This is a genomic window from Thermococcus sp. EP1 (genome assembly GCF_001317345.1).
In the GTDB taxonomy this organism is placed as follows: domain Archaea; phylum Methanobacteriota_B; class Thermococci; order Thermococcales; family Thermococcaceae; genus Thermococcus_A.
On the sequence record NZ_JXCG01000007.1, the window covers coordinates 18,349 to 32,300 of the forward strand.

General features: G+C 41.2%; 17 protein-coding genes. 15 read left to right on the forward strand and 2 right to left on the reverse strand.

Annotation, left to right across the window (positions count from 1 at the left end; genetic code table 11):
- Positions 1 to 48 precede the first annotated feature (48 nt).
- The 8 genes from EP1X_RS06720 to EP1X_RS06755 all read left to right on the forward strand — a co-directional run bounded on the left by EP1X_RS06720 (position 49) and on the right by EP1X_RS06755 (position 4,871).
- Positions 49 to 618 (forward strand): peroxiredoxin, encoded by a 570-nt coding sequence (locus EP1X_RS06720; RefSeq protein WP_055282947.1) that lies wholly within the window; start codon positions 49 to 51, stop codon positions 616 to 618.
- Between the two features lie 269 nt (positions 619 to 887).
- A complete protein-coding gene (locus EP1X_RS06725; RefSeq protein WP_055282948.1) occupies positions 888 to 1,742 on the forward strand; it encodes an FTR1 family protein in 855 nt (284 codons plus the stop codon).
- A gap of 71 nt (positions 1,743 to 1,813) precedes the next feature.
- Positions 1,814 to 2,206 carry a CoA-binding protein gene (locus tag EP1X_RS06730; protein ID WP_055282949.1) on the forward strand — a complete coding sequence of 131 codons (393 nt, stop codon included), beginning with the start codon at positions 1,814 to 1,816 and terminating at the stop codon, positions 2,204 to 2,206.
- A 2-nt stretch (positions 2,207 to 2,208) separates the two neighbouring features.
- A complete protein-coding gene (locus tag EP1X_RS06735; protein ID WP_055282951.1) occupies positions 2,209 to 2,583 on the forward strand; it encodes a DUF302 domain-containing protein in 375 nt (124 codons plus the stop codon).
- 140 nt (positions 2,584 to 2,723) lie between these two features.
- A complete protein-coding gene (locus EP1X_RS06740) occupies positions 2,724 to 2,930 on the forward strand; it encodes a heavy-metal-associated domain-containing protein (protein ID WP_055282953.1) in 207 nt (68 codons plus the stop codon).
- Between the two features lies 1 nt (position 2,931).
- On the forward strand, positions 2,932 to 3,150 hold the full coding sequence (locus EP1X_RS06745; protein ID WP_055282956.1) for a YHS domain-containing protein: 219 nt from the start codon (positions 2,932 to 2,934) through the stop codon (positions 3,148 to 3,150).
- A gap of 179 nt (positions 3,151 to 3,329) precedes the next feature.
- Positions 3,330 to 4,232 carry a DMT family transporter gene (locus EP1X_RS06750; RefSeq protein ID WP_055282957.1) on the forward strand — a complete coding sequence of 301 codons (903 nt, stop codon included), beginning with the start codon at positions 3,330 to 3,332 and terminating at the stop codon, positions 4,230 to 4,232.
- 48 nt (positions 4,233 to 4,280) lie between these two features.
- Positions 4,281 to 4,871 (forward strand): SagB/ThcOx family dehydrogenase, encoded by a 591-nt coding sequence (locus EP1X_RS06755; RefSeq protein ID WP_055282959.1) that lies wholly within the window; start codon positions 4,281 to 4,283, stop codon positions 4,869 to 4,871.
- Between the two features lie 19 nt (positions 4,872 to 4,890).
- Here the strand turns inward: EP1X_RS06755 and EP1X_RS06760 are convergent, their stop codons facing one another.
- Positions 4,891 to 5,787, reverse strand: a complete 897-nt coding sequence (locus tag EP1X_RS06760) for a MarR family transcriptional regulator (protein WP_055282961.1) — start codon at positions 5,785 to 5,787, stop codon at positions 4,891 to 4,893.
- 21 nt (positions 5,788 to 5,808) lie between these two features.
- Positions 5,809 to 7,170 carry a hypothetical protein gene (locus EP1X_RS06765; protein WP_055282963.1) on the reverse strand — a complete coding sequence of 454 codons (1,362 nt, stop codon included), beginning with the start codon at positions 7,168 to 7,170 and terminating at the stop codon, positions 5,809 to 5,811.
- 237 nt (positions 7,171 to 7,407) lie between these two features.
- Between EP1X_RS06765 and EP1X_RS06770 the strand changes: the two genes are divergently transcribed.
- From EP1X_RS06770 to EP1X_RS06800, 7 genes are all read left to right on the forward strand, one after another.
- A complete protein-coding gene (locus tag EP1X_RS06770) occupies positions 7,408 to 7,755 on the forward strand; it encodes a helix-turn-helix transcriptional regulator (RefSeq protein WP_055282965.1) in 348 nt (115 codons plus the stop codon).
- A 2-nt stretch (positions 7,756 to 7,757) separates the two neighbouring features.
- Positions 7,758 to 9,848, forward strand: a complete 2,091-nt coding sequence (locus EP1X_RS06775; protein WP_055282966.1) for a heavy metal translocating P-type ATPase — start codon at positions 7,758 to 7,760, stop codon at positions 9,846 to 9,848.
- Positions 9,849 to 9,853: 5 nt separating this feature from the next.
- Positions 9,854 to 10,414 carry an isoprenylcysteine carboxylmethyltransferase family protein gene (locus tag EP1X_RS06780; protein ID WP_055282967.1) on the forward strand — a complete coding sequence of 187 codons (561 nt, stop codon included), beginning with the start codon at positions 9,854 to 9,856 and terminating at the stop codon, positions 10,412 to 10,414.
- 53 nt (positions 10,415 to 10,467) lie between these two features.
- Positions 10,468 to 11,127, forward strand: a complete 660-nt coding sequence (gene cpaM / locus EP1X_RS06785) for a corrinoid protein-associated methyltransferase CpaM (RefSeq protein ID WP_253276550.1) — start codon at positions 10,468 to 10,470, stop codon at positions 11,125 to 11,127.
- 4 nt (positions 11,128 to 11,131) lie between these two features.
- A complete protein-coding gene (locus EP1X_RS06790; protein WP_055282969.1) occupies positions 11,132 to 12,274 on the forward strand; it encodes an HgcAB-like fusion protein in 1,143 nt (380 codons plus the stop codon).
- A 181-nt stretch (positions 12,275 to 12,455) separates the two neighbouring features.
- Positions 12,456 to 13,298 (forward strand): hypothetical protein, encoded by an 843-nt coding sequence (locus EP1X_RS06795; RefSeq protein WP_055282970.1) that lies wholly within the window; start codon positions 12,456 to 12,458, stop codon positions 13,296 to 13,298.
- 109 nt (positions 13,299 to 13,407) lie between these two features.
- Positions 13,408 to 13,866, forward strand: coding sequence for a DUF302 domain-containing protein (locus EP1X_RS06800; protein WP_253276552.1), 459 nt, complete (start codon positions 13,408 to 13,410; stop codon positions 13,864 to 13,866).
- Positions 13,867 to 13,952 lie beyond the last annotated feature (86 nt).

Here is a 13,952-nt window from a genome sequence, read left to right on the forward strand (position 1 = left end):
GCAAACCCATATAAATTAGGCCGACCTAATTGTGGGTGAGGTGAAAAAATGGTGAAGGTTGGAGAAATAGTTCCGGACTTCGAGGCCGATGCATACCTTCCGGAGAAGGACGACATCGGAAAGGTCAAGCTCTCGGACTACCGGGGCAAATGGGTTGTCTTGGCGTTCTATCCGGCAGACTTTACCTTCGTCTGCCCGACCGAGCTTGAGGAGCTGGCCGATTATTATGAGGAGTTCAAGAAGGAAGGTGCTGAAATCCTGAGCGTATCAACGGATACAGCCTACGTCCACAAGGCCTGGCACGACACTTCCCCTGCTATAAAGAAGATACGCTATCCAATGCTCGCTGACCCGGCTGGGAAGATAAGCCGTCTCTTTGGAACTTACATAGAGGACGAGGGCGTTTCTTGGAGGGCGACCTTCATAATAGACCCCGACGGAAAGGTCGTCCACATGGAGATGCACGACCTCAGCATAGGCAGGAGCGCGAGGGAGATACTCAGAAGGTTGAGGGCTTCTAAATATGTCAGGGAGCACCCCGGGCAGGTGTGTCCAGCAAGCTGGGAACCAGGCAAGGAAACACTGGAGGTCAGCCTCGATTTAGTAGGCAAAATCTGATACATTCTTTTTATTTTGAAAATTTCAACAAGGCTTTTCATTGAGTTTTGAAGGGTACAGTTTTAGGGATCGCACATTTTTGTGGAACTTCTTTGAAATTCTTTAATTAGAAGTTCTTATCTCGAAACTGATATATCTGATATATGGCCCATTTGTATTGTTATGTTGGGATTTTATCATTATAAGTCTAAACTCTCCAATTTGGTAAAGGTAAAATTCATAAGCTTGCCGAGATATTTTAGACTGGCCTAAAAGTGGAGGTGAAATGGATGATAGGTCAGTTCCTGATAACATTTAGAGAAGCACTTGAAGCTGCCATAATAGTAGCAATTATTATTGCGTATCTTAAACGAACCAAGAGGGGAAATCAGGTTAAAGATGTTTGGATAGGGGCTGGTCTTTCAATATTGGCTAGTGTATTACTAGGGGCAATAATTCTCAAGATCTATGGGGGCCTAGAAGAAAAAGAACTTTTTGAAGGGATAGCCTCCTATCTAGCTGTGATAGTGCTTACTAGCATGATATACTGGATGGCCACAAAGGGGAAGAATATTAAGATGGAAATAGAGAATAAAGTCAGCAAAGCAATAAGCCCCCTGGCTTTAATTAGTTTCACGTTTATAGTGGTTTTCAGAGAGGGCTTAGAAACTGTTCTGTTTCTCACGCCCTTTGTTACGCAGGATTTTAGTGGTACTTTGATAGGTTTAATAAGTGGCCTTGTTGGAGCCTTGGCTTTAGCGTACTTGATTTATGGTGTTGGGATGAGAATAAACCTTAGGACTTTCTTCTATTATAGTTCAATACTTCTTGTATTTGTAGCTGCAGGTTTAGCAGGCTATGGAACTCATGAACTCATAGAGTGGGCAGAAGAAGAGGGAGTCTCATTAGGCTTCTTTGAGGAGACAGCATATGACCTTGGAATTCCAAAGGATAGTGTGTGGTCTCATAAAGGAGTTATAGGATCAGTGTTTGCTGTCCTTTTTGGCTATTCAACAAGTATGGAATGGGGAAGAGTCCTTGTGCAGTTTGGATATCTACTACTTGCTTTATATCTAGTGTTTAAGGCATATGGGAAAGAACCAGTAGCAAGCATGAGAAATGAAAGACTCAAGAGCTCTGCTTGATTCTCTCTTTATTCATTTTTGTCCAGCAAGGCATAAAAAGGGTGAATCACTATTCAGGTTTGGTGAGAGAAATGAACGTGAAAGAGTTCAAAAAGATAGCATTGGTTGGTGCAACTCCGAATCCCACTAAGTATGGGAATATAATCCTTAGGGATCTTCTTGGAAAAGGTTTTGAAGTGTTACCAGTGAATCCAAAGTATGAGGAAATTGAGAATGTAAAATGTTATAAAACCGTGAGGGACCTCCCCAAAGATGTTGATGTTATAGTCTTTGTAGTTCCGCCTAAAATCGGCCTCCAAATAGCAAAGGATGCTGTAGAAGCAGGCTTTAGAAAGCTGTGGTTTCAGCCAGGAGCTGAGAGTGAAGAGATTAAAAAGTTTTTGGAAGACCAAAACGTTGAATATAGTTTTAAAAAATGTATAATGGTAGAGACAGGTGAGAAGAGAATGTTTTTGGAGGTGTGAAAGTGTTCTATTATGTAAAGAAATTTGAGGAGGATCTTGACTTCCTATGGGAACGCTTTAAGAAAAGATTGGAGGAGGAGGGTTTTCTACTCATTGGAGAGAGGATCCCGGTGGCAATTGTAGAAAGAGAAGACGGAATCGTGGCGGATTATCACTTACTTTTCATATGTGATAAGGAGCTTGTTGCAGAGCTGGTAAAGATAGACCCCAACATAGGAGCCCTCTTACCATGTACAGGCTTTGGATATAGGAGGGAAGATGGTAACTATTTGGGGGTTACTCTACCGAGTGTAGCGTGGAAAATCGCTGGTGATGAGATTACAAAACTAATGAGGCCCATGGAGGAGAGAGTGAAGGCAATAATTGACTCTCTATAGTCTTTTTAACCTTTTAACTTGCTTCTAGCATTAGAGTACATCAATTTTCCTCTTTTCTAACTTACCCCCTTAGCTTTTTTCCATTTTGAGAATAATAAGTTCAATAAACTTTCAATTATATGTTACCTTGGTGATGTGATATGGCGAAAGTAGTTTTGAATATCAAAAATATGAGCTGTCAGCACTGTGTAATGACAATTAAAAGAGCTTTAGAGAAAATTGGGGCAAAGACAGAAGTCAGCTTGAAAGAGAAGAAAGCTGTTGTTGAGTACGACGAGTCAAAGCTTACAGTTGAGGATTTAATTAGTGCTATTGCAAAGTTTGGCTATGAAGCGGAGGTGGCTTGAAATGCCTATTGATCCAGTCTGTGGAATGGAAGTTAGCGAAGAAACGGAACTTAAGATGGAGTATAATGGAAAAGTCTACTACTTCTGCTCTCCACACTGCAAAGCTCAATTTGAATCAAATCCTGAAAAATACGTTAAGGAAGAGGGAATGAAGCACGAGCATGGAATGCACTCTCACGAGCACAAGCACGGCCACAAAAGGCATGGGTGTTGCCATTGATCACTTTACTTTAATTATTTATTATGATAAACATTTTAGCAAAAATTTTAGAGAAATGCAAAATCTTAAAGATGGCATGTTTTAGCTTTGTGAATAATCTTGGAAAAGTGTAACTTTGTGTTATTTTTCTTCTTTTTGTGTGAACTATCCTTATAAATTCCTAAATTTAACTTATCTCCATGACCCATCACTACGGTTATGTGAGTGCAGTTTTAGCCGCCTTGCTCTTTGGAATAAGCTCGACACTAAATAAAATCGCACTTAGAAATGTTCATCCAATGATAATAGCGGGAAGTATCTATTTAACGGCAGGAATAGTTTTAATGCTTCTTCGCTTTACACCGCTTAAGGATAAAATCATCGAAAGGCTTGAATTTAAGGTTAAAACTCAAGAGTTCTTCTCAAGGCGAGACCTTCTGCTATTGACTTTTATAGTGCTTTTTGGCTCCTTCTTGGCCCCTCTTTCATTCATGTTCGGCTTGAATAAGACAACAGCCGTTAATGCATCCCTCTTACTCAACACCGAGACGTTATTCACTGTTTTAATAGCGGTTATAGTCTTCAAAGAAAAAGCCTCAAGAAGAAGCATTATTGGAATTTTCCTAATCTTAATTGGGGCTGTTGTGATCTCGACAGAGAACTTTAAGGAAGTAGAGCTGAGCAAGGGTATTGTCGGAAATATTTTAATACTATTGGCAGGTCTCTCATGGGCGATAGACAATAATTTGAGCAAGCTACTAAGCGTTAAGAAGGATCTACTTTTGGTAACTTCACTAAAAGGGCTGTTTGGAGGGAGTGCTCTGCTAATCTTGGCTTTTCTAATGGGAATTCCGTTCTACATTCCATTTCAAAGTCTTCCATATATTTTAACTGTTGGTGCATTTAGCATAGGCTTTTCTATCGTACTATTTCTATTCGCCTTAAGGGAAATTGGGGCCATGAAAACGGGAGCAATTTTTTCAACTTCTTCACTAATCGGCGCTTTCTTTGCTTTTTTAGTCCTTGGAGAAAGTTTTACAATAATTAAAGCATTTTTTGGCGTTTTAATGTTTGCTGGAGTGTATTTGCTTTCTTTGGAGTAAACCCAAAGTCTTATGTGAAAAAACGCTCATTAATTTGTGGGTGATGGTATGGAGGTCAAACTACCAGAACCAAAAATTAAAGGGGAAGTGAGTCTTGAAGAGGCAATATACAAGAGAAAGAGCATTAGAAGATATGCCTCAGAACCATTAACCCTTGGCGAGCTCTCCCAAGTTCTCTGGGCGGCTTATGGTATGAATATCTGGGGAAAGAGAACATCCCCAAGTGCAGGTGCAAGGTATCCCTTTGAAGTATACACCGTTGTGAGCAGTGTTGAGGGTCTTGAGCCGGGGCTGTACCATTATGATGGAAAGGAGCATGTTCTAAAGCTTGTTCGAAAGGAGGATTTAAGAGAAAAGCTTGCTCGTGCATGTCTCAGGCAGAAGTGTGTTGCTACCGCTCCAGTGAACATTGTAATAGTTGCTCATTATGAAAGAACCACGACTAGGTATGGTGAGAGGGGAATAAGATATGTGCATATAGATGCGGGACATATGGGGCAAAATATTTACCTCCAAGCAACGGCTTTAGGCCTTGGAACTGTTGCAGTTGGAGCTTTTCGAGATGAGGAAGTCAAGAAGGTAATTGATGTTGAAGGAGATCCATTGTATATCTTCCCCCTTGGAAGGCCTGCGGAATAAAAAGAACTCAGAAAAGAAATTAAAAGAGGAGCTCAACCCAATTCTCTCTTTTCCTCTTGTATATTTTGATTAGTTTCTTCTCTTCTAGCCGTTTAAACATCCGCCAGGCAGTGGTTTTTGGAATTCTCAAGACATCTTTGATTTCTGCTTGGGGAGCTTTGCCACCCCTATCATAAAGGTACAGGAGAACCCGTATCTCATCTCTTGAGAGATCCATCTCCTCGATCTTTTTTTGGAATTCTTCTCTGGTTAATGGGAGATTCACACCTTTCTTAGTGCTCTCAGAAGGTTGTCTCCTGAATAGCAAATATCCCCCAACAATCAATATTGTCAGGATGGGTATTGTATAGAAGAACCATCGCGTGCCCTGTTGGGGTGGGGTGGTGGGGGAGGTACTTGGTCCTCCTGAATCTGAAGCAGTTAATGGGAAGTCACTTTCGATTATATAGGAGATGCTGATGTTTCCTGGGGGCATCATGAGTTTATTTTTATCGATTTTAAGTGGAACTGTATTTAATCCTATTATTACCGCATTTTCTGGGAAGTTTACTGTTACTGGAACATCAGAGGTTAAATTAACACTCCACACAGCTCTCTCTTTAGATGTTAAATCAGGAGTATAATAAACCACCATTATGGTGGAGACGTTTTCAAAATATACGGATAAGAGAGAGTTATTTAACTTGTATAGGAGAGGCTTATTGTTTTCATCTCTAATCATTAAACCTTTGATGTTTTTTCCCATTAAGGGGATATCTACAACTACTGTATATTCATCAGGGATTATTATTTGAGTAACTTTAGTGTAACCATCCTCATATATGGTAAGTTCTAAGGTTTCTGTTGTATACTGAGCTAGGGCAGAAGGTAAAAAGAGGAATAATAGAAGTATGCTGATCTCAAGTTTTCTGCTCACTCGAAATCCCTCCAAACACTATTAGTCCTCTTCTTCGTCAGAGTCGTCATTCTTTGTGGGATTATCTCTCTCACTTTCGTTTTCCCATTCCTCAGTATAATTATTTTCATAATCTTCACTTTTGTCTTCATATTCTCTTTCATCTTCATCCCATTTTTCTGTGTAGTTTCCTTCGTGGTGTTCACTTCTCTCTTCTTCCCATTCATGTTCCTCGGCATATTCTTGCTTTTCTTTGTGCTCTTCTTTGGGCTTCCATTCCTCATGTTCACAGTATCGCTTATAATATGCGTCTTCGTGATCTTCTCCTTCATGATGTTCTTTGTACTCCTCACAGTATTCTTCTAGGTATTCTTCATAAAATTCCTCTTGGACTTCTCTGATCTCTTTTATGATATCCTTTAGCTCCTTATTAAGTTCACTTATTAGCTCTAATGCCTGTTCATACTCACCTTCTTCAATAAGGACATTTACTTCTCTCGTGATCTCTCTAAGCTCTTCGTTGTAATCCTCTAAGATTTCTTTGATCTCCTCTTCATATCCAGGTGGATACGTAACATTGGAAATAAGGGTCAAGTTTTCAATTACGTTCATAAGCTCAATGGTCTTGTTTAGTTGCACATTTAATTTAAACACAAACATTAAGGCTATTTCGTCAGCTTTTATTGAAAGCATTTGAGGAATTAATTCTTCTTCAATCGCTTCACTTAATTGCTCTTTGAGATCTTCGGCAATCTCAAGATCCTGTTTTAACACTGTTAGGTTTTCATTGGCTATGTCAATTGCTACTTTCTCATATGCTTTCACTGTTTGGTTGTATAGTCCAAAGAGAGCTGAGACGTCTATTCCGAGCTCTGAGGCTTCGGTTAAGATTTCTTCAACATAGGAGAGATATTCTTGAGCCCGTCTAAGCTCTTCTTGAGCTTCAACTAGGAGTTTTTCATGTTTTTCTGTTTCATTCTTAATTGTCTCCTTTTCCTCTTCAGGTATTAATTCTTCGATAATTTCTTTGTAGCCCTCCATAGCTTCCATTGCTAGCTCTATTGCAAGTTGGTAATCTGTGCTGTTATATGCCTCCCACGCGTTTTCTTTGAGGCCTTCTGTCTCGTTGAACTTCAAGAGTATTTCATTGTCTATATTAACTGTGACATTGATCATAATACTGGTGTAGTTTGAGAGTCTCTCAATGATGAGTAGCAATCCATATGCTTTCTCTTGCATGCTCACGTTCAGAGTCATGTTCATAGTGATGTTTCCAATTATCTCTGTTTCCCCATTAAATGACGTTGTCTCGTTTGATAAAGTAACATTACTTGCTAGTCCTATACTCCCGAGCAACAACAGAGCGAATATTGGAAGACTAATTACTTTCTTTGATACCTTCATTGTATCACCCGTATTTTGATTAGACTCTTTTATATTTTAGGGAAACGGTGGAATTTAAAGGTTTCATTGAGTTCCGTTGGGTTCCTTTGAGTAAATGGAATTATTCTTTTCTTCTGGATTTTGAATTAGACTTGTAGGGTTATCCTTCATAACTCAACTCTATTGTTTCCACGTGGAGAGGTTAATGATAAGGTTTATAAATATTTGCACAATTGTTCAAATGTAGAGGTGATAGAAATGACAGAGATATGTAAGGTGTATGAAGAACACCTAGACAAAATATTGGAAGCTAAAAAGAAGCTACCAGAGGAGGAGTTACTCTTGGATGTTGCGGACTTTTTTGATGCCTTAGGCAATCCAACTAGGTTAAAAATACTTTTCGCACTTTTGGAGGAGGAATTATGCACATGTGATCTTTCAAACATTACAGGTCTCTCTGTATCCGCAATATCACATCAGCTTAGAATTCTAAAGGACAGGAAAATTGTTGCTTATAGGAAAGATGGGAAGAACGTCTTCTATCGTCTAGATGATGAACATGTTAAAGAGATACTGAATGTTGCATTAAAGCACATGGAGGAGTGAAGATGCCAAAAAAACTTAAACTTGAAGGCCTCGAGTGTGCTAGCTGTGCTTATGAAATTGAGGAAGCGTTGAAAAAGGAAGGTTTTGAGTTTGCGGTAGTGAACTTCACGACTAGTGAGCTGGTTATTGAGGGAGATATCGAGAAAGCTAAAGAAATAGTGAAAAAGGTCGAGCCGGGGGTTAAGATAATCGAGAAAGAAGAGCATCATCACGGCCATGATCACGGCCATCACCATGATCATGACGAAAATCCAAGAAAGATGCTCTATTTCATAATACCTTCGCTCATGCTCTTCACACTTGGAATGCTCCTTAGATACTATTATAATTATGACAATGCCGTTGTGCTTGGAATATTCGTTATGAGTTACTTTTTAGTAGGCTGGAAAGTGCTAAGAAACGCTTTTCTTAACTCTGTGCATGGGAATGTTTTTGATGAGAACTTTCTCATAGCTATAGCCACATTAGGAGCATTTGCAATTCGAGAATACCCTGAAGCTGTGGGAGTTATGCTGTTCTACATCGTCGGCGAGTTTTTCCAAGATTTAGCCATTAACAGGTCAAGACGTTCAATTAAAGCTTTGTTAGCTTTAAAAGCTGAATATGCAAACTTGAAAATTGGTGATAAACTAATTAGAGTCAAGCCGGAGGAACTTAAAGTTGGAGATATAATTGTTATCAAGCCCGGTGAAAGGGTTCCAGTTGATGGAATCATCATGGAGGGTGCTTCAAATGTAGATACTTCTGCATTAACCGGCGAAAGCGTACCAAGGACAGTAAAAGAAGGAGATGAGATCCTCTCAGGAATGGTCAACTTAAGCGCTCTTTTGACAGTCAAAGTTACAAAAGAGCTTAGAGAGTCAACTATTTCAAGAATTTTGGAGCTTGTTGAGAATGCAAGTGCAAGAAAGGCTAAAACAGAGAAGTTTATCACGCGTTTTGCCCATTATTATACTCCAGCAGTTGTGGGATTAGCTGCACTCGTTGCTATAATCCCCCCATTAGCTTTTGGGGAACCCTTCTCTAAATGGCTTTACAGGGCTTTAGTTCTCTTGGTGATTTCATGTCCATGTGCCCTTGTACTTTCAATACCCCTCGGCTACTTTGGAGGTATTGGAAGGGCAGCGAGAGAGGGAATACTAGTTAAGGGATCAAACTTCCTTGATGCTCTAAGCAGGGTCACGATTGTTGCCTTTGACAAAACCGGAACGTTAACAAAGGGCGTCTTTAAAGTTACAAAGATAGAAACGAGAAACGGCTTCAGCAAGGAAGAAATAATAAAGTTCGCTGCTTTGGCAGAGGCCCATTCGAACCACCCGATAGCCAAGGCGATAAAGGAAGCCTATGGAAAAGAAATCAACGAAGCCCAGATAAAGGAGCATGAGAATATAGCTGGACACGGAGTTAAAGCTAGAATAGACGGTGTCGAGGTGATGGTAGGCAATGACAGGCTGTTGCATCGCTTTAACATTGAACATGACACATGTCGCGTTAAAGGAACGGTCGCTCACGTCGTGATAAATGGCAAGTATGCCGGTTACATCATAATCTCCGACGAGATAAAGGAGGACGCACCTATTGCAGTGAGAGATCTCAAGAGACTCGGAGTTAAAAGGGTCGTCATGGTTACCGGAGATAACCGGGAGGTTGCGGCAGAAATAGCGAAGCAACTTGGCCTTGACAGCTTCTACGCCGAGCTCTTGCCGGAGGATAAGGTAAAGATCATTGAGGAGCTTGAGAAAGAAAAGGCACCGAACGACAAGATAGTCTTTGTTGGTGATGGTATTAACGACGCCCCGGTGCTTGCGAGGGCCGATGTGGGAGTTGCGATGGGAGCACTCGGGAGTGATGCAGCGATAGAGACGGCGGACGTAGTTATAATGGACGACAAGCCAGCAAAGCTGCCAAACGGTATCAGGATAGCCAGGAAGACACAGAGAATAGTGTGGCAGAACATAGTCTTTGCCCTCGGGGTTAAGCTGGCTTTTATAAGCCTTGGAATCCTTGGGGAAGCAACCATGTGGGAGGCAGTCTTTGCAGACGTCGGCGTTGCGCTGATAGCAGTCTTCAACGCGATGAGGATTTTGAGGTGATATAGATGCTCTATGTGCTCGGTATTATTTTATTTATTTTTCTATCCTTGTATTCATGGTTTGGGATAAAGAAGGCTTATGAGAAAGGAAATACTCTAGCTACAAATGTTGCAGTTGCTATATGGGCGGGTGATACAATCCACTTTTTCTTGGTTCTTTGGGCGTCATTAAAGGAATTCTGGCTGATGCCGATTAACAAAACAGTTGCTTTGGTGGGTGGGATAACTATGGCAGTTCTTGGAGTCGCAATAATGCTCCTCGGCATGCTGGAGTTCCGCTCATTTAAGAGAATGTCTGGTATGGACTCATCAAGGCTAATAACATCAGGGATCTACAGATACAGTAGAAATCCGCAGTATGTCGGATGGTTTCTAGCGCTTTTGGGAATCTCAATTGCGGGGCGTTCTCTCCTTGCGCTTTTGCTTACGATAGCACTCATCATTGGAATTCACTTGTATAATGTTAAGCTTGAGGAGCCCTATCTGGAGCGTGTATTTGGAGAGGAGTACTCGAAATACAAAAAGAGCACTCCAAGATATTTTGGATTCCCAAGGAAAGTTCGCTGAGTATGGGAGAGGTTTAAAAGCAGTGCAGAGTAAATTATCATTAGGAGATGTGAATGGGTGCATACATCTTAATGAAACTTCTTGAATCCGCCCCAAGCAGGTATGATAGGGGCATTCAGATTCTTACACTCGGAAAGCTCGATGAAGCATACGACCGGTTGACCGCTTTTATAAAACCAGGCCAGAGGGTGCTTGATGTAGGGTGCGGGACGGGAGCACTCACGATACGGGCCGCTATGAAGGGTGCGGAGGTTAAAGCTATCGACATCAACCCTCAAATGCTTGAAATTGCACAGAAAAAGGTGGAGAAGGTGAAACTTACGCACAGGGTTGAGCTGTGCGAGATGGGGGTTGCGGAGCTTAATACTGAATCGACGGGGAGCTATGATGTAGTGATGGCAGGGCTGTGCTTCTCTGAACTGAGTGAGGATGAGCTAAGCTATGCCCTGAAGGAGATAAAGAGAATACTGAAGCCCGGGGGACTTTTGCTGATTGCCGATGAAACTGTGCCCCAGAATCCTCTGAAGAGGATTATTAATCTGTTGGTCAGATTGCCCCTTGTGGTGGTTACCTATCTTCTTACCCAGACCACGACAAGGACGATAAAGGATCTTCCCAGAAGGGTGGAGGAAGAAGGATTTATAATTGAATCAATCAGGTGGAGTTGGATGGGAGATTTCGTAGAGATAGTTGCAAGAAATCCCGGGAGATGAGGATATGCTTAGATATATTATTGTAAACATCGTGGGGACCCTTCTAAGGGGGTTTCCAATGCCCTGCAGGACAGGCTTGATTAAAATAGGAAATCCTGATGAAGATTCACCTGTCTTTCTGACTGCCAACTACTGTGTAACGGTTGAGCGGGTAAAAAGGGTTCTTGAAAAGAGTGCTATAGACTGCTACCTTCTAGTGGCCAACAGCAAAGGTATTAATGTGTGGTGTTCTGCTGCGGGAGGGTATCTTACTCATCACGAAGTCATATCAGCTTTAAAAACGAGCGGAATTGAAAAACTTGTAAAGCACAGAAATGTTGTACTTCCTCAGCTTGCCGCGGCAGGCGTTGAGGCAAGAAAGGTAAAGGAAAAAACCGGGTGGAATATAATATGGGGGCCCGTCTATGCAAAAGACATCCCCGGGTTTATTAAGAATGGCTACAAAAAACCTCCAGAAATGCGAGAGGTTAAGTTCCCTCTGTTGCACCGCATTGAAATGGCGGTTATGTGGGCTTTTCCTTTTTCAATAATAGTGACTTTTTTGACATTTCTCTTATGGCGCAGTGCTGTGCTACCACTATTTGCTCTCACCTGGTTGCTGCCCCTCATGATTTTTATCTCGTTCCCTCTATATTCCAAGTTTTTAAATCTAAGAAAGAATGGCATTGGCGTGAGTAGATACACTGTTATCTTTGATTTTGGTAGAGTTCCTCTAATTCTGGAGGGAGTCTTTATTTTCCTCCTCATTGTGTATGGCTTTTTCACAGGACATCTAAGTTTTGAATTCCTTCTCCGCTGGGGTTTTGTGTCGTTCATCATAATTCTGCTCGTAAGCATAGATTTAATGGGTAGCACCCCGATCTATAAGAGCGGCCTGCATGAGGAACGTCTTTTGAGGGTGGTCCTGGATGAAGAAAAATGCACGGGTTGTGGAATCTGTGTGCAGGTGTGCCCAGGGAACTGCTATGAAATCGAGCGAGTCGCCATGATGCCCCAAGCGGAGAGATGTGTCCAGTGTGGTGCGTGTATCGTCCAGTGTCCCTTTGATGCCCTTTACTTTGTGAGTCCCGATGGTAGGACAATACCGCCCGAAGTTACCAGAAAGTTTAAGCTCAACCTTATGGGCAAGAGGCTTGTGAGGATATAACTGATGTGTTCCTGAAGCACACTTATGAGGAAGTTTCTGGAAGCCGGCATTCTCTTCCTCCTGAAGGGAGAGGCTTAAAAAATGTAAAAGTTTAATTAGTGAATCGTCCAATGTTTAAGGGGGTAATCATGAGGGAATTTCCAAGAGAATCCTTGCAGTTTTTTCACTAGGTTTCATTCTGATGTTCTACTCTGAAATGATGTTCTGGGCGCGTTGGAGGCCGGAGGATACTATTTCGGGCCTTTTGATGACGTGGTTTATTTATTCTGTTCTGGCATTCTTCGTGCTCCTCTTTTTTGAACGTTTTTGTGTGGATGACATTTATTCGATCTTTCTCCTCGGGGCAGTATTTGGTTGGCTCGTCGAAGGAGTTGTCGTTCAGACGGCCTATGAGGCCTTTCCTTTCCAGCTCGTATGGACTCCTCTAGCGTGGCATGCGCTGATATCTGTCCTTATTGGTCTCTACTTTGTTGGGAATGCTTTAAGTGAATGGAAGTTCAAAAAAGCAGCAGCTTTTTTTGCACTTCTTGGGGCTTTTTGGGGAGTATGGGCAATCTACTGGAAGTTTGAGGATGGTTATGCCATAACCACAGCTGAATTTGCAGTTTATGCATTCTCGACGGGTATTGCTCTGATGGCATCGTATATAGTCTTTAGCTTGGTTCGCCCTAGAACTTTTGAGCCGACCAAAGCAGAAACATGGATTTTTAGTGGGGTTCTGGCGTTTTTTGCTCTATCCACAGTTGTGGCAATCCCATTTTCGCCTCTTGTGCTTTTGCCACTTCTTGGGGTCTCGTTCTATGCTCTCAAAAAGCTCAGTGGAAGAGAGAGTATTCTTTTTCGGTTCTTTAGGGTAAATCCTCGCAGATATGTCATGCTCCTTTTCATGCCCCTCTCGGCAGTAATAGTGTATGCATTTTTTAGGGAGGTTTGGCTTGAGGTGAACGTTCTTGTTGCCCTCACAACCTCCAGTGTGGGGATTTTCATCTTTCTGAAAGCTATTTATAAGGCCTTGCGAATTTGACTTTTCATTTTGTAAAATTTGCTTAATGAAAATTTTGTTTCTGATAATGATAATCCTATTAACCTTTCGAATTGATAAGAATATTGAAAATAAAAAAGGTGATACAAAAATGAAAGGTGAATGCAAAGCTCATGAAAAGAAAATAAAGCATGTTCATGGAATGTCTGTGGTGGAAGACTTGGAAAGTGAGTACACTTATGTGAAAGAAGTGGAGTTACATTTTGAGGACGCTGTAGAGAGGGTTAAAGAGGAACTTAAAAAAGAAAGTTTCGGTGTGCTCAGTGAGATACGTGTGGATAAGTTGTTTAAAGAAAAAATAAGCCTTGAAATAGAGCCGTATATCATCCTAGGGGTCTGCAATCCGAACTACTCAAGTCAACTCATAAGTATTGACGTCAACAGCGGTGCATTTCTCCCATGTAACATACTGGTGTATGTCAAAGACAAGAAAACATATGTGAGTGCAATGTTGCCGACTAAAGCTATGAAAATCACAGGAAATGAAGAGTTGCTAAAAGTATCAGAGCAAGTTGAAAGAATTTTGAAGAATGTTGTTGACAAAGTTTAATTTTTTACTGTTATTAATTAAAAGTGTTATTAAGGATCTAAATTATAGCTATGAAATATATGGTGGTCAATATGAAGGAGAAAAAA